We start from the raw sequence: 18,194 nt of genomic DNA, 5'->3' as shown, positions 1-18,194 counted from the left end.
CCCCCCCCCCCCGGCGGGCCCCGCCGCCGGGCACGCCGGGCGACCCGGCCGCCGGGACGCCCACCCCCCCTACCCATGACAGAGATCTTCCTCCGGCTCCGCCGGGGACAGCACCACGAGAGCGGACACATTCATAGGATGTCTGAGAACCCTTCACCCCGCGCGGGGGACTACCGTGCGGCGCCGGAGCCGACATATGCTCCGCCCATGCGCGCCGCCCTCTTCGTCACCTGCGTCAATGACGCCGTGTATCCGTCCACCGGCATCGCGACCGTACGCCTCCTCGAACGCCTCGGTGTCGAGGTCGACTTCCCCGAGGCGCAGACCTGCTGCGGCCAGCCGCAGTTCAACACCGGCTACCGGCGGGAGACGGAGCCGCTGGTACGCCGGACGACCAGCGCCTTCGAGGGGTACGACTACGTGGTCACCCCCTCCGGGTCCTGCGCCGCCATGGTCCGCCACCACTACCCGAAGATCGGCGGCGAGGCGGCCGCGGCGCTGGCCGCGCGCACCTACGAGCTGACGGAGTTCCTGGTCGACGTGGTGGGCGTGACCGATGTCGGGGCGTACTTCCCGCACACCGTCACCTACCACCCCTCCTGTCACGGAGTGCGTCTGCTGGGCCTCGGCGAACGTCCCAGGAAACTCCTCGAAGCGGTGCGCGGCCTGGAGCTGAGAGAGCTGCCCGGTGCCGCGGAGTGCTGTGGCTTCGGCGGCACCTTCGCCCTGAAGAACTCCGATGTTTCCGCCGTGATGGGCCAGGACAAAGTCCGGCACGCCGTCTCCACGGGGGCCGAGGTGCTCTGCGGCGCCGACAATTCCTGCCTGATGCACATCGGCGGCGTCGCGAGCCGCGAGGCCGCCCCGCTGCGCTCCGTGCATCTCGCGGAGATCCTGGCGTCGACCGAAGAGGAGCCCTGGTCATGAGCGGTACGTATCTGGGGATGCCGGCCTTCCCGGTGGCCGCCAAGGAAGCCGTCGCCAACGAGACGCTGCGCGGCAATCTGCGCCACGCCACCCACACCATCCGCGACAAGCGCGCCGTCGCCGTGGCGGAGCTGGCCGACTGGGACCGCCTCCGGGAGGCGGGCAAGCGGATCAAGGACCACACACTGCGCCATCTCGACCGCTACCTGGTCCAGCTGGAGGAGTCGGTCACGGCGGCCGGCGGCCACGTCCACTGGGCCGCCGACGCCGACGAGGCGAACCGGATCGTCGCGGACCTGGTCAAGGCCACCGGCGAGACCGAGGTCGTCAAGGTCAAGTCGATGGCCACCCAGGAGATCGGCCTCAACGAGGCGCTCGCCGCCGAGGGGATCTCCGCGTACGAGACCGACCTCGCCGAGCTCATCGTGCAGCTCGGCGACGACCGGCCCTCCCACATCCTGGTCCCGGCGATCCACCGCAACCGCGGCGAGATCCGCGACATCTTCCGCGACCGGATGGCCGACTGGGGCAAGGCGGCCCCCGACGGCCTCTCCGACACCCCCGGCGAACTCGCCGAGGCGGCGAGACTCCACCTGCGCGAGAAGTTCCTGCGCGCCAAGGTCGGTGTCTCCGGCGCCAACTTCATGGTCGCCGAGACCGGCACCCTCGTCGTCTTCGAGTCCGAGGGCAACGGACGGATGTGCCTGACGCTCCCCGAGACCCTGATCTCGGTGGTGGGCATCGAAAAGGTGGTGCCGAGCTGGCGGGACCTGGAGGTCTTCCTCCAGACACTGCCGCGCTCCTCGACGGCGGAGCGGATGAACCCGTACACCAGCATGTGGACGGGCACCCACGACACCGACGGCCCGAGCACCTTCCACCTGGTCCTGCTCGACAACGGCCGCACGGACACCCTGGCCGACGAGGTGGGCCGGCAGGCGCTGCGCTGCATCCGCTGCTCGGCCTGCCTCAACGTCTGCCCGGTGTACGAGCGGGCCGGCGGCCACGCGTACGGCTCCGTCTACCCCGGCCCGATCGGCGCCATCCTCAGCCCCCAGCTCCGGGGCACGGACAGCGAGATCGACGCCTCGCTGCCGTACGCCTCCTCGCTCTGCGGGGCGTGCTACGAGGTCTGCCCGGTGGCCATCGACATCCCCGAGGTCCTGGTCCACCTCCGCGAACGGGTCGCGGACCAGGGGGGCAAGGGGCACCGGCTGGAGAAGGCGGCGATGAAGGCGGCGGGCTGGGTCCTCGACCATCCCCGCGTCCTGGCGGCGGGGGAACGCGCCGCGTCCAGGACCAGGGCGCTGCACCCCGCCAGACTCCCGGGCGCGGGGGCCTGGACGGACACGCGGGACCTCCCCCGGATGCCGGCCGAGTCGTTCCGCGACTGGTGGAAACACCGCCCCGGGAAAGCCCCGAAAGCCCCGACCGGCCCGACCAGCGCGACCGGCCCGGTCGCCCCGGCCGGCACCGCCACCGCGGACAGCGCCCGGCGCGACACCGGCGGATCCGGCGCCCGCACCGGCGACGGGGTCGTGGGCGGCTCCACCGGCGAGCACGACAACCGTAAGGACAACGGGACATGAGCAGCACCCCCGCCGGCTCGCGCGAGCGGATCCTCGCCCGGATCCGCACCGCGGTCGCCGACGCCCCCGACGCGCCCGAGGCACCCCGCGACTACCTCGGCACGCACACCCCCGAGAGCCGGATCGTCGACCTGCTCGCCGAGAACCTCGCCGACTACCGCGCCCTCGTCCACCGCACCGACACCGCCGGGCTGCCCGCCCTCGTCGCCCGTCTCCTGGCCGACCGGGGCGCCCGTACCGTCCTCGTACCCCCGCTGCTCCCGGAGACCTGGCTCTCCGCGACGCCCGAGGCGGTGACCCGGGTGCCGGACGACCCCGGCGCGACGGCCGGGGCCCTCGACACGGTCGACAGTGTCATCACCGGCTGTGCCCTCGCCATCGCGGAGACCGGCACCCTCGTCCTCGACGCGGCGCCGGACCAGGGCCGCCGCAGGATCACCCTCGTCCCCGACCACCACATCTGCGTCGTACGCACCACGGACCAGGTGGTCGGCTCCGTACCGCAGGCGATGCCGCGCCTGGACCCGACCCGCCCGCTCACCTGGATCTCCGGGCCCTCCGCCACCAGCGACATCGAACTCGACCGGGTCGAGGGGGTGCACGGCCCCCGCACGCTCGAAGTCGTCCTGCTCACGGACTGACGTACGCCCGGCCCGGAGGCGGCGGGACGGGTCAGGTCAGCCGGGGCGCCTCGCGGACGGCGTCCACCGGCCCGTCTCCGACGCGCGCCGCCAGCTCCCTGGCCCACACCGTCAGGCTGGCCATGTCGATGCCGTGCGGCGTACGCTCCGGATACGCGTCGATCACCCCCGCCCCGCGCAGCAGCAGCCGCGCCCCGCCCGTCGCATTGCCCCGGGCGGCGTGCGTCAGCCCGACCGCGAGCTGGGCCATCCCGCGCCACAGGGCCCGCTCCGTCTCGGGCCCCGACTTCCACGCGTCCTCGAACACCTCGTGCGCGTGGAAGGGCATGCCCGCGTCGAGCAGCCGCTGCGCCTCCCGAAGGGTCTCCCGGGCGCCGCGCACGACCCCCTCCGGCTGCCGCTCCACCCCAGGAGCCCCGTAGGGCAACGGCCGCCCCAACCCGTCCCGGGGCCGCGCGCTGCGCGCCCGCCCCTCGCTGTCACGGTCCCGTCGTTCTTCCCTCATGCACCGATTGTCGCGCGAACGGGCCGTGTCCTTCCGTGGCGCGGAGTGAGGTAATGTTCTCCGCGTGGCCGGTCACCAGGGAAGATCTTCCCGGGAGACAGGACGCGCATCGGGACGTGGCGCAGCTTGGTAGCGCACTTGACTGGGGGTCAAGGGGTCGCAGGTTCAAATCCTGTCGTCCCGACTTGTGTTTTCGCAGGTCGCAGGCGGTATCGGAGAAATCCGGTACCGCCTTTTCGTGCTTCTTGGGGACCAGTTGGGAACCAGTTGGGGACCACGGGGTCCAGCGGCGGCGTGCTGGCGCCTGCTGGACGGCGAGGGTGAGGGGGCGCGGACCGCGCAGGACTGCCTTCTTGCCTTCGTCGGCCCCGATGTCACTGAGGTGTGGGTCCCCCCCCCGTATCCAGCGGATGCCCGGGGAGGGCCGCTGCACCGTCGGCAACGTGGGTGATAACGGGGCTCTTGGCCGGGTATCGCGGCCACGGCGAGCGGGGCACCGCCCCGCGCGCTGCTGCCGCGCACCAGCGCGGTCGGAGAAGCCGGCCGGTGGCCGGGGCCATCGGGGATGGTCCAACTCCGCTGGGAGTGATATGAGTTCTCGGGTCGTCGGCGCGAGCAGTGGTTCCGGCAGTGGTGTTGCGGGACACCGGTCGCGGACGATGCCCGGAAGAACCCTCCGAGGGCCGTCCGTGCCGCGCCGGGTCACTGGGGACGTCGTCGCGGCGCTCATGGCGGCCCGGCCACCCGACCACCGCTCCGGAAGGATCTGCCCCATGACGGATGATCTCCCTCAGGACCTGGACCTCCAGCCCGATGTTCCGCACAGCGCCCGCTTCTGGAACTACCTCCTCGGCGGCAGGGACCACTTCCCGGCCGACCGGGAACTCGCCGAACTGATGCTGCGGGAGTACCCGGCGGCGCGCGACCTCGCCCGCGCCTCCCGGGCGTTCCTCGGGCGGGCGGTCCGTCATCTGGCCACCGCCGGTGTGCGACAGTTCCTCGACATCGGCGCGGGGCTGCCGACGGCCGACAACACGCACGAGGTCGCGCAGCGCGTCGCCCCCGACTCCCGGATCGTCTACGTCGACCACGACCCCATCGTCCTCCAGCACGCCCGCGCACTGCTGACCAGCACGCCCGAGGGTGCCACCGGCTACGTCGACGCCGACCTGACCGACCCCGACGCGGTACTGGGGCACGCGGCGCGGACCCTGGACCTGGAGGCACCGGTGGCGCTGCTGCTGATGTCCACCATCGGCCACATCCCGGACGCGTCCGCCGCGGCGGACCTGGTGCGGACCTACATGGGCCGCCTGGCCCCCGGCAGCCATCTGGTCCTGTGCACCACCCTCGCCTCACCGGAGGTCGACGAAGCGAACCGACGGTACGCGGACTCGGGCACGATCCCGTACGTGGCCTCCACCGCCGAGGAGATGGCGGCGATGGCCGCCGGGCTCACGGTCCTCCCGCCGGGCCTCGGACCGATCAACCGCTGGTATCCCGAGGGGGCGCCGGATCCGGACGTGGACCAGTGGGGATACGTCGCCCGCAAGGAGTGACGGCGGGTTGCGGGGCCCTCGTACGCGTCATCGAGCCGGTGTGACGAGACGTGTCACCGCGCCGGTGTGACCGCGGCTCGCCTCGCTCGCGTCGGAGCCGATCACCGGGACCGGTGCCGAGGCCGACCTGGCCAGGATGCGTGATTTCGACATGCCGCTGTACGACGGGGATGTGGAGGATGCCGAGGGGCTGCCCCCGGTGCCCTGGCCCGGTGCGAAAGGACCAAGCGCTGCGACGCGGCCGGTGGGGGATCACGGCGCTCGGCTCGTCGCACGGGAGTCGCGTTCCGGCGCCGGCCGGCGCGCGACCAGGGTAAGGTCACCGGCCGGACGTATCCGGTACCGGGGTGGTCGAGTCGGCTGCCCCGGCCTGTCGCCCAGGAGTCGGCGTGGTACCTCGTACGGCAATCCGCGGGCGCACCGTTCTCCTGCTGACGGTCGTGTGCGCGGCCGGAGTTCTCACCGGATGCCGGAGTCTCGCGGACGCTGCTTCCGCCTCGGGGTGCGCCGGTACCGAGAGCCGGGTCGGCGAACTGACGTCCTACGGCGTGCTCGGGTCGCGCCCCCGAGGGGCGGTCGTGCCCCGGGGCTTCGAGGATCCCGAGGCCGGCTGCTGGGAGGACAGCGGCGAGGCGTGGCTGTATGCCGAGCGGACCTACGTCTCGCCCGGCGGGAAGGCCGAGGTGACCCGGTACTACCGAGCCGCGGCCGAGCGTGAGGGCTGGCAGCCGTCGCAGGCCACCCGGCAGTCGTCGAAGAGCGGTCGGCCCGCGAACCTGTGCTTCACCCGCGGCGGGACGGACGACGCGACGGTGCTGGACGTCTACTTCCTCACCGCGGAGATCCTCGACGCGGAAGACAGCGAGGCCGGGCCCGAGTTCGGCTCCGGAACGGGCTACCGCGTCTCCGTCACCTCCGCGGCCGACGGCTCCGCGGGCAGTTGCTCGGAGTGAGAGATGCGGCCCGCCGCCGCAGGGCCGCACCCGTGCGGGGCGGCCGTCCCCTGCCGCCCGCGCGCGTCGTCCCGTACGCCCGCTGAGCGCGAGTGGTCCCGGAACCACCGCGGCGTCACCGCCCCTCCCCGGGCGTGGCCTTCACCGGCCCGGTGCGGGCGAGCACAATAGGGGCATCGGCCAAGGGTGCTGGGGGGCATGGTGGCGATCCGGGACGGTATCCGCACATGGTGGGCTTCTCCGGCGGCACGGGCCACGGTGTTCGCCCTGCTCGGCGGCCTCGTTTTCCACGGCCTGCTTCTCTTCGGGCAGCTCAACTCACGCGACGACGCCTTCGTCGAGCACGACTTCCGTCTCTGGGCTGCCACGGCCGCCCTCTCCTCCGTCCTCTGGATCGCCGCGCTCGGCCGGGGGGTCAGGACCGTCCGGGCGCTCCCCGCATCCTGGCGGCGGGGGCGAAGCTGGTGGACGGCCTCGATCTCGGCGTACGCCGTTCTCGTGCTGACCGCGGGGATGATGCTCGACCGGATCGCCCAGGGCACTTCCTTCCAGGTGCCGATCCGTCACTTTCCGGCGGTCGTCAACGTGTTCATCGTCTCCGGTGCGGTGGCCGCGGCTCCGTGGGTGCTGTCGATCTGGCTGGCCCAGGAGAAGACCGGGCGGGCGGCGCGGGAGACGCTCCCGGACGGTACGGCCGATCCCTCGGCCGTCGCCGGGGCCGTCAGCGGCGTTCTGACCGTGTGGCGCGTCATCGAGAGGAGTGCACTCGCGCTGTCGTTGACCGTGTCGACGTCCGTCCTCACCACGGGCGCCCTGCGTCTGGCGCTGATCGGTTCCGGAGCCGTCGAGCCGGACGGCTTCCCGCCGTACTTCGTCCTGGGGTACGGCGCGCTCATCGCCGCCCTTCTGGTCGCTGTTCTGCTGCCCCTGGTACTCGCCTGGCGGGCCTGGGCGGTGTCCCTCGTGGAGCGGACACTGCCCCCGCCCGATTCGGGGCTCCTCGACGAGGAGCTGATCGCGTCCAGGGCCCGGATGGAGGAGCAACTCCACATCGACGCGCGGTTCGTGAGAAACCCGATCGCCCTTCTGAGCGTTCTCTCCCCCTTCGCCACCGCTGTGATCACCACCCTCATACCCAGCGGGGGCTGACCCAGGACATCAGGCGATCTCCCCGGTCGGCCGACGGGACGTCCGAAACCGACGGCCGCCGTGCCGGTACGTCCCCGGCGCGGCGGCACCCTTCCTCAGCTCTGCTGTGTCCGGGGGCGCTGGGCCCGGACCCGCAGCGCGAGGGCGATCAGCGCGGCGTCCTCGGGGCGGCGCACGTCCCGGCCGGTCAGTTCGTGGAAACGCCGGAAGCGCTGCTGCACCGTGTTGCGGTGGCAGTACAGAGCGGTGGCCGTGTCCACGATGGAGCCGCTGCCGGCCAGATGCACCCGGACCGTCTCCAGCAGCCGGGCCGTCTCGACCTCCGCCATCCCTTCCGCGTCCAGCCCGCCCAGCACATCGTGCGCGAGTTCGGCGCTCAGCTCCTCCGTACCGTGGACCATCACATCGAGCCAGCTGTCCTCCAGCCTGCGGGGCCCCGAGGCTCCGGCAGGGAGCACCCGCGTCGTGGCAGTGGCGAGCTGCACCGCGCGCGGTACCGAGGCCAGTCCCGCCACCACGGGTGACACCCCGCACGGGACATCGTTCAGCTGAGCCAGCACACTGCGTGGTGTGACCCGGGGGCCCAGCTGCACGGTCAGTACCTCGTCCGAGGCGACGGGCTGCTGCTGGAGGACCACACCGGAGGCACGCAGCGCGGCCGTCGCCCGCAGCAGCCGGGCGCCGTCCCGTGCGGCGGCCGCGGCACACAGGAAGCGGCCCGCGCCGTCGAAGCCGAGGGCCAGGCCCGCGTCACGTACCACCGTGGGGTTGTGGCCGGCGTCGTCCAGCAGGCGCGAGAACCACATCCGCCGCTCGTCCTCCGCGCGCCGGCCCATCTCCAGCACCGTACGCTGGTACGCCCGCATGATGCCGGTCACATGCCGCTCCACCGCCTCCCAGACGTGGTAGGCGGAGGCGACCAGCTGCGCCATGTCCGACGGGTCCGCCCGGTTCACCATGGCTCCCCACACGACCCGGAAGTCGAGACGGGCGGCGTCCAGCAGCGATTCCAGCGGTACGCCCTGGCGCGCGCGCCGCTCACCGACCCGCTCGGACACCGACGCCACGTCCTCGGGGATGCGCAGCTGTGCGACCGTGCGCAGCAGAAGCTCGAACGCGTGCCGCGCCGCGTCGCGGAACTCCTGGTCGGGCACCCGGTCGGCATAGGCGGAGCGCACCGGACGGACGACGTCGATCCACTCCCCGGTGAGCAGGTCGATGTCGTCGAGACAGTCTTTCGCGACCTGGACGACCCGGGGGGTCGGAGCAGGCAGTGCCTGGAGGTGATCGTGCATGTGCACAATCCTGGCCTCCGCATCGGCGATGTTTCAACGTTGGCGGTCCTCCGTCGTACCGGAATGCTGAGGAACCCGGGAAAACGGCACCCGATGCCACACTCGCCAGGAGGTTACGGCCGTGCACACGCCCTGGGGCGTCGCCCTGCTCCTCGTCCTCCTCGCGAGCTGTACGGTCGGCGGCTCCCGGGCCGCGAGACCGCGACGCCGCCGCGGGGACCGTCACGCACCGTCCGACATGGCCGGCGCGTGAGGAGCGGCCCCGACCACCCTCCGCCGGCCGACGCCGCCGAAACCCGGACCGACCGCACGCCGGCCCACGGGCAGCCGTCCTCCCGCCCCGTACGGTCACTGATCCACAAGGAGTTCCCGCATGTCCGACCTGACCCTGCACAACATCGTCAACGGCGAGACGGCCCACGTCACGGCGCGCATGGACCTCACCGACCCCGCCACCGGCGAGGTCTACGGGACCGCGCCCCGGTCGTCGGCCGGCGATGTGGACGCCGCGGTGTCCGCCGCCCGCCGCGCGTTCACCACGTGGCGGCGCGTCACCCCGGCCGGGCGCCAAGCGGCGCTGCTGCGCCTGGCAGACCTCGTGGCGGAGCACGCCGAGCGGCTGCTGGCCGCGGAGGTACGCGGCACCGGAAAACCGCCGCGGGCGACCCGAGCGGTGGAGATCGACCGATGCGTGGACCAGTTGCGCTTCTTCGCCGGTGCCGCCCGGGTGCTGGAAGGAATGGCCGGGGGCGAGTACACGGAGGGCCACACGTCGTACGTCAGGCGGGAGCCGGTGGGGGTGATCGGGCAGGTGACGCCGTGGAACTACCCGCTGATGATGGCGGTGTGGAAACTCGGCCCCGCCCTCGCCGCCGGAAACACCGTCGTACTGAAACCGTCCGACACCACCCCGTGGTCCACCGTGCTGCTGGGGGAACTGGCCGCCCGGGTGTTCCCGCCCGGCGTGGTCAACATCGTCTGCGGTGACCGGGACACCGGGCGTGCCCTGGTCTCCCATCCGGACGTCGACATGGTCGCCCTCACCGGCAGCACCCGGGCCGGCTCCCAGGTCATGTCCGCCGCCGCGGCCGACCTGAAGAACATCCACCTCGAACTCGGCGGGAAAGCCCCCGCCATCGTCTTCGCCGACGTCGATCCGGTGCGCACCGCGCGGGCCCTCGCCGACGCCGCGTTCTTCAACGCGGGCCAGGACTGTACGGCCGTCACCCGGGTGCTCGTGGCGCGCGGGGCCCATGACGCGCTCCTCACCGCCCTGGTCGGGGCGGCGCGCACCACCCGTACCGGTGACCCGTCCGAGAACGCCTTCCACGGCCCGCTCAACAGCGCGGACCAGGCCGAACGGGTCTCCGCGGTCATCGCCGAACTGCCGCCGCACGCCGTCGTGGAGACCGGCGGAAGGCTGCTGGACCGCCCCGGCTACTTCTTCCCCGCGACGGTCGTCTCCGGAGTGCGACAGGACGACGCGGTGGTCCAGCAGGAGACCTTCGGCCCGGTCGTCACCGTCCAGCCCTTCGACACCGAGGAAGAGGCGCTGGAACTCGCGAACGGTGTCGACTTCGGGCTTGCCTCCAGCGTGTGGACCGCGGACCTGGGCCGGGCCACGCGGATCAGCGCGGAGCTCGACTTCGGTGTCGTCTGGCTCAACTGCCATCAGGTGATCCTGGCGGAGTTGCCGCACGGCGGATACAAGCAGTCGGGGACCGGGCGTGATCTGAGCCGTTACGGACTCGACGACTACACGCGTGTCAAGCATGTGACCGTCTCCCACAACGCCCCCTGACCGACGGCCGGTTCGGCTCCTCCGGTCCGCGCCACCGACCGGGGGAAGCCGGCTGCTCCGAGCGCCCCCGCCCGTACCGCACGGGCGGGGGCGCTCGTGCGCACCGCCTCACGGAGGCGGCCGGCGCGGGCCGCGCGCATACGGAACGGGCCCCACCCGTCCCGGTCGTGTGCCGACCGCGACGCGTGGAGCCCGGGGAGCGTTCCTCCGGATCACCTGGCGAGTTCGCCGGTCGCCACACTCCGTACGACCTCGGTGAGCAGGGCGAGACCGGCGACCATGTCCTCGTCGGTGGTGAACTCCAGCTCGTTGTGGGAGACCCCCTCCGAGGACGGTACGAAGAGCATCACCGTCGGCACGAGATCCCTCATGTTGATCGAGTCGTGGCCCGCCACCGTCATGACGTCGGTGTGGGAGAGGCCGAGCCGCTTCGCGCCGCGGCGCGCCAGCTCGACGCCGTTCGGCTGGTAGGACGTGACACCCCAGCTGTGCGAGTGGTGGCGTTCGACCGTCACCCGGGCGGTCTCCTCGATCTCCGTGATCCTCCGGTGGAGCAGTGCGTCGGCCTCTTCGAGCACCGACTCGTCGGCGGAGCGGAGGTCGAGCAGGAGAGAGACCCGGGAGGCCACGACCACCGGCGAGTTGGGGTAGACGTCGAGCTGTCCCACCGAGGTGTGCAGGACGCCGGGGAACCGGTCGGCGATCTCGCGGGCCGCGACGACGAGCAGGGACGCGCCGAGCAGCGCGTCACGACGGTCCTCCATCAGTGTCGCGCCCGAGTGGGCCTGATCGCCGGTCACGACGAACGCGTACTTGTTCGCGGCCCAGCTGGAGGTCACCAGCCCGATCGTGACGCCGGAGTTCTCCAGGTTCCGGCCCTGCTCGATATGGATCTCCACGCAGAACGCCGCCGGCGGACCGTCCTCGTCCCCCAGGAAGCCGGTCGGCTCCATGGCCTCCCGCACCGACACACCGTCCCGGTCACGGGTGGCGAGGGCCTGCTCCAAAGACAGTTTCCCGGTGAAGACCGAACTGCCCATCATGGACGGGACGAAGCGCGAGCCCTCCTCGTTGAACCAGTTGACGACGGCGATGTTGAACCGCGGCACATCGCCGGACCGCTCCCACTCCTCGGCCAGCCGGAACGCCGCGTGCGCCGCCGCGAGTACGCCGTACGCGCCGTCGAACCGGCCCGCGGTCGGCTGCGAGTCCATGTGCGAACCGACGACGACGAACGGGGCCCCGGGCACGCGCTCCAGCAGCCCGAACTGATTGCCGATCCGGTCGTACGCCACCCGCAGACCGTGCGCCTCCAGCAGCCCGGCCAGCCAGCGCCGCTGACTCACGTCGTCCGGACTCGCGGCCTGTCGGTCCACGCCGCCGGCGGCGGTGGCCCCGAAGGTGCTCATCGTGGCGAAATCCTTGACGAACGCCTCGTCCGCGGGGCTGAGCGCGGTCCGGGGGGACGAGGTGGCGGTGGACGGGGTCGGTGACTTCACGGTGGCTTCCTCTCAGGTGGTACGGGTGAGGGGCACGGGCCCCGGCCCGCCGGGCCCGGAGAGCCGGACCGGGGGCGGGCCCGGGTCCGGAGTAGGGCGGGCGTGCGGTCTCAGGACCGCGGGCATGCGGTGTCCGGACCCCGGATGTGCGGTGTCCGGACCTTGGGTGTGTTGTGCTGCGGACCTGGGCGCGTGGTGTGTCAGAGCACCGCGGACGGCGCGCGCGTGGCCGGGTCCTGGAACAGATGGAGCACGGCGGGCAGACCGCTCGCGCGAGCCCGCAGGAACGCCGCGCGGAACTCCCCGGTCGCACACACCGATTCACCGAAGGCCCCGTAGGAACGGGCCCACGCGGCGAAATCCGGATTGGTCAGGTGCGTACCCGAAGGACGCCCCGGGTACGCGCCTTCCTGGTGCTCCCGGATCGTCGCGTAGCAGCCGTTGTCGACCACGAGCACGATGGGCGAGGCTCCGTAGCCCACGGCCGTCGCCATCTCCTGGCCGTTCATCATGAAGCAACCGTCGCCCGCGACGGACACGACCTCCCGGCCGGGAAAGGCGAGGGAGGCCGCCACGGCGGCCGGGACGCCCATCCCCATCGCCCCGTTCCGGGGCGCCACCAGCGACGACGGCGACCGGTGGGGCAGATAGCGGGAGGGCCACAGGGCGTGATTCCCGGCGCCGAAGGTGATGACGGCGTCGTGGGTGAGTTCCGCGCGCAGGACCCGCATCACCGCGGTCATGTCGACATAGGGACCTCCCTTCGCCTCGGCGGTCGCGGCAGCCGGGGAGCTGAAACGGAGGAACGCCTCCCGGGCCTTTTCGAGCCGGCCCGGGGCCGCCCCCGACGGCCGGGCCGGCGTGGTGGGTCCTGACTCCGCGAGATCGAGAGCGAAGCCCGGGGCGTCCGCCGCGATGAACTGATCGACGCGGCCGGAGTGCCCGAGCGCGTCACCGGGCAGCACCAGCACCGTCTCCGAGTCGAGACCGCGGCGGTAGCCGTCGCTGAGGACATCGGTACGCGGGGTGCCGAGGAAGACCGTGAGGTCGGCGTCGTCCAGCAGAGCGGCGGCGTGCTCACCACGGCCGTAGCCGAGGGAGCCCACGAAGGCGTCCCCGCCGTCGAGTTCATGAGGCACCGCGTCGTACGCGCGGAAGTCGCAGACGACGGGCACCGAACGCGCCGCCGCCCACCGGACGAGAGCCGCACCGCTCGCGGCGGTCCACCCCTCGCCCCCGACGACGGCCAGCGGCCTGCGGGCCCGCCCCAGACGCTCGGCCAGCTCCGTCAACTGGGCCCCGGAAGCGCGCGGCCGGGCCACCGAGAGCGGTTCGACGGAACGCGCCGTGCCGACCGTACGGGTGAGTACGTCCTCGGGAAGGCCGATCACGACGGGGCCGGGGCGTCCGCTCCGGGCGATGTGCACGCATTCGGCGACGACCCGGGCCGCGGCGGACGGGTCGTCCAGGGTGACCACCTTCTTCGCCGTACTGCCGAACCACCCCGCGAGATCGAACTCCTGGAACGCCTCCCGCCCGCGGTCCGGTACCGGGATCAGCCCCACGAACAGGAGCAGGGGCGTCGCGTCCTGGTGGGCCGTGTGCACGGCGATGAACGCGTTCGCGGCCCCGGGGCCCCGGGTGACGAGCGCCACGCCGGGCAGGCCGGTCAGCCGGCCCTCGGCCAGCGCCATGAAACCCGCACCGCCTTCGTGCCGTGTCACGACCATCGAGATGTCCGAGTCGTACAGGCCGTCGAGGACATCGAGGTAGGACTCCCCGGGAACGCCGTACACACGGCGGATGCCCTCGCGCTCCAGTTGCCTGACGATCAGATGGCCGGCCGATACCGGCTGCGGGGGAGATTCGACACTCACGATCGCTGCTCATTCCTTCGTCGAGTCCACACTGCCCACTCATCATCGGGACCGGCGGTGCCGGTGACACCGGACCAACTCATCCCGATCGGCGGCCGTCGAGTGTGCAGATGCACAGCACTGGGCATCTGCACACCCCGCCGCTGTCAGCCCTGTACGAATGCTCCTTGCGGCCGGACCGGGCACACCACAAGGTTGACCAATCCATTCCGCGCAAGCAGAGCCGTCGACGACCCGTGCCCGAAACGGAGCGCTCCATGACGACCCGCAGTCCCGCACCCGCTCTCCCCGCCTCCGCCCCGCCCCCGCCCGGCTCCGGCACCCGGCCCGAGCCACGGAAGATGCGTCAGATCGCCGTGGCGAGCGTGATCGGTACCACCGTCGAGTGGTACGACCTCTTCGTCTTCGGCACGGCCTCGGCGCTCGTGTTCGACAAGATCTTCTTTCCGCAGCTGGACGGCACGGTCGGCACGATCCTGGCCTTCCTCACCTTCGCCTCCGCCTATCTGGCACGGATGGTCGGCGCCGTCCTCTTCGGCCACTTCGGCGACCGCGTCGGCCGTAAGTCCATGCTGCTGATCTCCCTCATGATGATGGGGGCCGCGACGTTCGCGATCGGTCTCGTGCCGGACTACAACACCATCGGAGTCGCCGCCCCCCTCCTTCTGCTCGCGCTCCGTTTCCTCCAGGGCCTGGCCCTGGGCGGTGAGTGGGGCGGCGCCGTCCTGATGACGGTCGAACACGCGCCGGCCGACCGGCGAGGCTTCTTCGGCTCGACGGTCCAGATCGGGGTGCCGATCGGTACCCTGCTCGCCAACGCGGTCTTCCTGCTGGTGGCCACGCACACCGACACCGCCCAACTCCTCGCGTGGGGCTGGCGCATTCCGTTCCTGGTCTCCGCGGTCCTCGTGGCCGTCGGCATCTACATCCGGCTGCACATCGAGGAGACCTCGACGTTCCAGGCCGTCAGGGAGACCGGGACGAAGGCCAGGATCCCCTTCTTCGTCCTCATGCGCCGGTACTGGCGCCAGGTGCTGCTGGGCGGCGTCGCGACACTCTCCACGGGCTCGACCTTCACCCTGATGATCACCTCCGGTGTGAGCTACGGAGCCCAGGAGCTGGGGCATTCGAAGAATCTGATGCTGGGCGTGGCCATGGCGGCCTGCGCCCTCGCCTTCGTGTGCATTCCTCTCTTCGGACACCTCTCCGACCGCTTCGGCCGCAAGCCGGTGATCTACGCCGGCATCGCCGCGGAGGCCCTGCTGGCCTTCCCGTTCTTCTGGCTCCTCGACACCGGCTCGGCGCCCCTCGCCTTCGTGGCGTACGGCCTCATGGCGGTCGCCTTCTCCGCCAACTACGGCCCCATCGCGACCTTTCTGGCCGAACTCTTCGGCACACGGGTCCGCTACTCGGGCCTGTCGGTCGCTTATATGCTGTCCGGTCTCCTGGGATCCGCGGCGACCCCGGCGATCACCGTCTGGCTGCTGTCCCTCACGGGAGACAGCTCGTCCATCGCCTGGTACATACTCACCGCCGCGCTGGTGTCCCTGGCGGCGCTCTTCCTGCTCTCCGAAACGCGATTCGGCGGCATGGAAGAGGAAGACACCGCATCCGCGACACCGGACGAGGAGACCGCCGCGTGACCCGCATCGCACGATTCGCCTCGGCCCCGGGTGTACCGGACGCCGTCGGCCCGTACGTACAGGCGACGTCGGCCGGAGGGTTCGTCTTCACCACGGGCCAGATCCCCGCGGCCCCCGGGGAACGGATCGGATCCTTCGCGGACGAGGTGCGCGCGACCCTCGGGCACCTCGGCTCCGTACTGACGGCCGCCGGCTCCGGACTCGACCGTATCGTGAAGGTCAACGCCTATCTGAGTTCCCCGGACCAGATCGACACCTACAACCACGAGTACGCGCGTTTCATGGCGGGGCACCGTCCCGCGCGGACGACCGTGTGCGTGGGGCTCTGGGGCGTCTCGATGGAGATCGACTGCATCGCTGTGGTCGCCTCGGACGGGGGAGTGGGACCGTGACCGACGGCCGCCGCGATCGCGGTGCCGACGGCCCGTCCGGTACGCCGCACCTCCTGGCGCGCGCGGCCGGTGTCGACTTCCCGACGCTCGGGCACTTCCTGGAGGACGGGTTCCTGGATCCGGCGCTCCGCCGGACCGGTCTGGCGGACCGCATGATCGGAACCGCCGCCACCCTCGTACTCGGAGCACCGGACGCCACGGCGGTCAACCGCGCCATCCTCGCACTGCGTCCTGCCGAGGTACTGGTCATCGACACCGGCGGCGATCACACCCATGCGGTGGTCGGCGCGGTGACGGCCGCCGCCGCACGGGCCCGCGGGGCGGCGGGCATCCTCGTCGACGGAGCCGTCACCGACGTGGACGCGCTCCGGGACCCCCGCACGGGCATTCCCGTCCACGCACGCGGTACGACCTGCCTCACGACCAAGCGGCTCGACGGCACACGGGCGCGCCGACAGGTCCCCGCCGACGTCGGCGGTGTACGGATCGAGCCGGGCGACATCGTCCTCGGCGACGCCAACGGTGTCATCGCTCTGGCCCCCGACGTCCTCGCGGGCGTTCTGCACCGGGCCGAACTCTCGGACACGGCGGAGCCGGACCTGCTCCGCAGGATCAGGGAGGGGGAGGCCTTGGAGGAACTCCTCCACCTGGGCTGAGGAGGAGGACGTCGGACTGTCCCGGCCGGCGGACTTCCGGAGCCGTTCCCGGTGCGCGAGGGGCTGCGTCAATCCTTCGGGGCGGGCGCAGCCGCGTATCGGGTGGGCGGGTGCGGGGAGCGGAGCACGAGCAGGGTGATCTCGCTGGGGGCGAAGACGCGGAAGGGCGGGCCCCAGAAGCCGGTGCCGCGGCTGGTGTAGAGGAGGGTGCGGGTGCCGTGGTGGCTGAGACCGGCGAGGGCGGGCTGGTCGAGGCGGACCAGGTGGTGGAAGGGCCAGATCTGGCCGCCGTGGGTGTGGCCGGAGAGCTGGAGGTCGATGCCCTCGGCTGCCGCTTGGCCGACGAACTTGGGCTGGTGTGCCAGGAGCAGGACGGGTAGGTCCGGGTCGGCGCCGTCCAGGGCTCCGGCGAGGTGGGCGCGGTGGCCTGCCAGGCCGGAGGATTCGGCGGTGACGTCGTCCACACCGGCGACCACGAGGGTGTCGCCTCCGCGTTCGAGCAGCAGATGGCGGTTGCGCAGCGGCTCCCAGCCCAGCTCGTCCATCAGGTCGACCCAGCCCTGGGCCTCGCTGTAGTACTCGTGGTTGCCGGTGACGTAGACACGGGCCCGGGTGGCCCGCACGGTACCGAGGGGGAGGGCCTGGGCGCGGCGGCGTGCGGCCGTGCCGTCCGCGATGTCACCGGTGTGGCAGACCAGGTCGGCCTCCAGGGTGTTCACCTTCTCGCAGACCTGTGCCGACCAGCGGGTGCGATCGAGGGGGCCGTAGTGGGTGTCGGTGATGAGGACGACACGGGTGCCGTCCAACCCGGCGGCCAGCCGCGGGAGTTGCACGTCGAGTCGGCGTACGCGTGGCACGCGGCGGGCTTCGGCGTACCCCCAGGCGAGGAGTACGGCGGCTATGCCGAGGACGGACCACGTGGCCATTCGGGCCCGGTCCTGACTCCCGTCGACGCCGGCCACGCTCAGGACGAGCCTCAAGGGGACGCCGAGCAGAATGGACCAGGTGAACAGAACCCAACTCGTGCCCAGCAGGGTGTCACCGACGATCGCCGCCCGGTCCTGCTGGCGTCGGCCGTGGCCGCGCGCCATCGCGAGCGGCATACCGGCGAGGCCGAGGGCGAACAGGGCGGTGCCGGCGAGCGTGACGGGCAGCGGCCAGTGCTGGCCGCTGTGCAGGAGCACCCAGCAGGGCACAGCCCACAGCAGGACGGGGGCGATCAGGGGGAGGTAGCGCATCAGGCGGTGCAGTGGGCTCGGCCGCGGCGCTTGCGCTTCCCTGTCGGCGGGTCGGGTGTCGCTGGTGTCGGTCACGCTTCCCCTCACATACCAGGCTGCCGTCCCGCGCACTGTATCCGGTCGCCCTCGGGGCCGGACCCCTGGACGAGCCGGCCTCTCGCGTGCTCCGCGCGGAGCCCGGTACCTGGGTGGGCGGTCCTCGACCATGTCCGCACTCGGGGAGGTCGCTCGGGCGACGTGAGGTGAGTGTTTGTCACAACTCGCTGAACCGTACGGACAGCCTCTCCTCGAGAGGATCCGTCTCACGTCGGCGCTCGGGGGAGGCGTAGCTGGAAGCATGCTCCGAGGGTGCGGGGGGTGAGGGTGAGGGTGCCGTGGTTGCGGTGGGCGAGGTCGCGGGCGATGGCGAGGCCCAGGCCGGTGCCGCCGTGGTCGCGGGAGCGGGCGTCGTCGAGGCGGACGAAGCGTTC

The 18,194-nt window shown here is 72.0% G+C and carries 17 protein-coding genes and 1 tRNA gene; 12 read left to right on the top strand and 6 right to left on the bottom strand.

Going from position 1 to position 18,194, the window contains the following annotated elements; genetic code table 11:
• The first annotated feature begins 207 nt into the window (after window positions 1–207).
• The 3 genes from ACFTZC_RS35390 to ACFTZC_RS35380 are packed head-to-tail and all read left to right on the top strand — an operon-like array spanning window position 208 to window position 3,157.
• Window positions 208–927, top strand: a complete 720-nt coding sequence (locus tag ACFTZC_RS35390; RefSeq protein ID WP_382897043.1) for a (Fe-S)-binding protein — start codon at window positions 208–210, stop codon at window positions 925–927.
• Entirely contained in the window at window positions 924–2,516 is a 1,593-nt protein-coding gene (locus tag ACFTZC_RS35385; protein WP_382897041.1) for a LutB/LldF family L-lactate oxidation iron-sulfur protein, read from the top strand. Before ACFTZC_RS35390 ends, ACFTZC_RS35385 begins: the two co-directional genes overlap by 4 nt.
• Window positions 2,513–3,157, top strand: coding sequence for a lactate utilization protein C (locus tag ACFTZC_RS35380; protein WP_382897039.1), 645 nt, complete (start codon window positions 2,513–2,515; stop codon window positions 3,155–3,157). Before ACFTZC_RS35385 ends, ACFTZC_RS35380 begins: the two co-directional genes overlap by 4 nt.
• Window positions 3,158–3,188: 31 nt before the next feature.
• Here ACFTZC_RS35380 and ACFTZC_RS35375 read toward each other — a convergent pair whose 3' ends face one another.
• Entirely contained in the window at window positions 3,189–3,662 is a 474-nt protein-coding gene (locus tag ACFTZC_RS35375; protein WP_382897036.1) for a DUF309 domain-containing protein, read from the bottom strand.
• Window positions 3,663–3,772: 110 nt separating this feature from the next.
• On the opposite strand from ACFTZC_RS35375, the gene ACFTZC_RS35370 reads away from it, so the two are divergent.
• The 4 genes from ACFTZC_RS35370 to ACFTZC_RS35355 all read left to right on the top strand — a co-directional run bounded on the left by ACFTZC_RS35370 (window position 3,773) and on the right by ACFTZC_RS35355 (window position 7,323).
• Window positions 3,773–3,846, top strand: a tRNA-Pro gene (locus ACFTZC_RS35370).
• A 589-nt stretch (window positions 3,847–4,435) separates the two neighbouring features.
• The gene (locus ACFTZC_RS35365; RefSeq protein ID WP_382897033.1) at window positions 4,436–5,221 is read left to right on the top strand and encodes an SAM-dependent methyltransferase; all 786 of its coding nucleotides are present in this window, start codon (window positions 4,436–4,438) and stop codon (window positions 5,219–5,221) included.
• Between the two features lie 389 nt (window positions 5,222–5,610).
• Entirely contained in the window at window positions 5,611–6,174 is a 564-nt protein-coding gene (locus tag ACFTZC_RS35360) for a hypothetical protein (RefSeq protein ID WP_382897030.1), read from the top strand.
• Between the two features lie 198 nt (window positions 6,175–6,372).
• On the top strand, window positions 6,373–7,323 hold the full coding sequence (locus tag ACFTZC_RS35355; RefSeq protein WP_382897027.1) for a hypothetical protein: 951 nt from the start codon (window positions 6,373–6,375) through the stop codon (window positions 7,321–7,323).
• 95 nt (window positions 7,324–7,418) lie between these two features.
• On the opposite strand, the gene ACFTZC_RS35350 is transcribed toward ACFTZC_RS35355, so the two are convergent.
• Complete coding sequence (locus ACFTZC_RS35350; RefSeq protein WP_382897023.1) at window positions 7,419–8,618, bottom strand: PucR family transcriptional regulator; 1,200 nt, start codon at window positions 8,616–8,618, stop codon at window positions 7,419–7,421.
• Window positions 8,619–8,739: 121 nt separating this feature from the next.
• Between ACFTZC_RS35350 and ACFTZC_RS35345 the strand changes: the two genes are divergently transcribed.
• Together ACFTZC_RS35345 and ACFTZC_RS35340 are read left to right on the top strand one after the other, a co-directional pair.
• Window positions 8,740–8,871, top strand: coding sequence for a hypothetical protein (locus tag ACFTZC_RS35345; RefSeq protein ID WP_382897020.1), 132 nt, complete (start codon window positions 8,740–8,742; stop codon window positions 8,869–8,871).
• Window positions 8,872–8,991: 120 nt separating this feature from the next.
• On the top strand, window positions 8,992–10,419 hold the full coding sequence (locus ACFTZC_RS35340) for a gamma-aminobutyraldehyde dehydrogenase (RefSeq protein ID WP_382897017.1): 1,428 nt from the start codon (window positions 8,992–8,994) through the stop codon (window positions 10,417–10,419).
• Window positions 10,420–10,631: 212 nt separating this feature from the next.
• Here ACFTZC_RS35340 and ACFTZC_RS35335 read toward each other — a convergent pair whose 3' ends face one another.
• Together ACFTZC_RS35335 and ACFTZC_RS35330 are read right to left on the bottom strand one after the other, a co-directional pair.
• A complete protein-coding gene (locus tag ACFTZC_RS35335) occupies window positions 10,632–11,918 on the bottom strand; it encodes a M20 family metallo-hydrolase (protein WP_382897015.1) in 1,287 nt (428 codons plus the stop codon).
• Window positions 11,919–12,118: 200 nt separating this feature from the next.
• Window positions 12,119–13,795: a thiamine pyrophosphate-dependent enzyme gene (locus ACFTZC_RS35330; protein WP_382897012.1), complete on the bottom strand. Its 1,677-nt coding sequence runs from the start codon at window positions 13,793–13,795 to the stop codon at window positions 12,119–12,121.
• A 257-nt stretch (window positions 13,796–14,052) separates the two neighbouring features.
• Here ACFTZC_RS35330 and ACFTZC_RS35325 point away from each other — a divergent pair, with 257 nt between their 5' ends.
• The 3 genes from ACFTZC_RS35325 to ACFTZC_RS35315 are packed head-to-tail and all read left to right on the top strand — an operon-like array spanning window position 14,053 to window position 16,486.
• Window positions 14,053–15,438 carry an MFS transporter gene (locus ACFTZC_RS35325; protein WP_382897009.1) on the top strand — a complete coding sequence of 462 codons (1,386 nt, stop codon included), beginning with the start codon at window positions 14,053–14,055 and terminating at the stop codon, window positions 15,436–15,438.
• Window positions 15,435–15,830 carry a RidA family protein gene (locus tag ACFTZC_RS35320; protein WP_382897006.1) on the top strand — a complete coding sequence of 132 codons (396 nt, stop codon included), beginning with the start codon at window positions 15,435–15,437 and terminating at the stop codon, window positions 15,828–15,830. Before ACFTZC_RS35325 ends, ACFTZC_RS35320 begins: the two co-directional genes overlap by 4 nt.
• Window positions 15,827–16,486 (top strand): RraA family protein, encoded by a 660-nt coding sequence (locus ACFTZC_RS35315; RefSeq protein ID WP_382897003.1) that lies wholly within the window; start codon window positions 15,827–15,829, stop codon window positions 16,484–16,486. The genes ACFTZC_RS35320 and ACFTZC_RS35315 overlap by 4 nt, the downstream gene beginning before the upstream one ends.
• Before the next feature lie 68 nt (window positions 16,487–16,554).
• On the opposite strand, the gene ACFTZC_RS35310 is transcribed toward ACFTZC_RS35315, so the two are convergent.
• On the bottom strand, window positions 16,555–17,799 hold the full coding sequence (locus ACFTZC_RS35310; protein ID WP_382897001.1) for a metallophosphoesterase: 1,245 nt from the start codon (window positions 17,797–17,799) through the stop codon (window positions 16,555–16,557).
• A gap of 227 nt (window positions 17,800–18,026) precedes the next feature.
• On the bottom strand, window positions 18,027–18,194 hold a 168-nt coding region (locus tag ACFTZC_RS35305; protein WP_382897142.1), incomplete at its 5' end, for an ATP-binding protein.

The organism is Streptomyces sp. NPDC056987 (assembly GCF_042673865.1).
Taxonomy (GTDB): Bacteria; Actinomycetota; Actinomycetes; order Streptomycetales; family Streptomycetaceae; genus Streptomyces.
This window is presented reverse-complemented; position numbering and strand designations above follow the sequence as displayed.

Excerpts from the sequence above, each read along its gene's own strand:
- ACFTZC_RS35340 (WP_382897017.1), top strand. The coding sequence starts at position 8,992 with ATGTCCGACCTGACCCTGCACAACATCGTCAACGGCGAGACGGCCCAC.
- ACFTZC_RS35325 (WP_382897009.1), top strand. The coding sequence starts at position 14,053 with ATGACGACCCGCAGTCCCGCACCCGCTCTCCCCGCCTCCGCCCCGCCC.
- ACFTZC_RS35355 (WP_382897027.1), top strand. The coding sequence starts at position 6,373 with ATGGTGGCGATCCGGGACGGTATCCGCACATGGTGGGCTTCTCCGGCG.
- ACFTZC_RS35380 (WP_382897039.1), top strand. The coding sequence starts at position 2,513 with ATGAGCAGCACCCCCGCCGGCTCGCGCGAGCGGATCCTCGCCCGGATC.
- ACFTZC_RS35350 (WP_382897023.1), bottom strand. The coding sequence starts at position 8,618 with ATGCACGATCACCTCCAGGCACTGCCTGCTCCGACCCCCCGGGTCGTC.
- ACFTZC_RS35375 (WP_382897036.1), bottom strand. The coding sequence starts at position 3,662 with ATGAGGGAAGAACGACGGGACCGTGACAGCGAGGGGCGGGCGCGCAGC.
- ACFTZC_RS35390 (WP_382897043.1), top strand. The coding sequence starts at position 208 with ATGCGCGCCGCCCTCTTCGTCACCTGCGTCAATGACGCCGTGTATCCG.
- ACFTZC_RS35385 (WP_382897041.1), top strand. The coding sequence starts at position 924 with ATGAGCGGTACGTATCTGGGGATGCCGGCCTTCCCGGTGGCCGCCAAG.
- ACFTZC_RS35365 (WP_382897033.1), top strand. The coding sequence starts at position 4,436 with ATGACGGATGATCTCCCTCAGGACCTGGACCTCCAGCCCGATGTTCCG.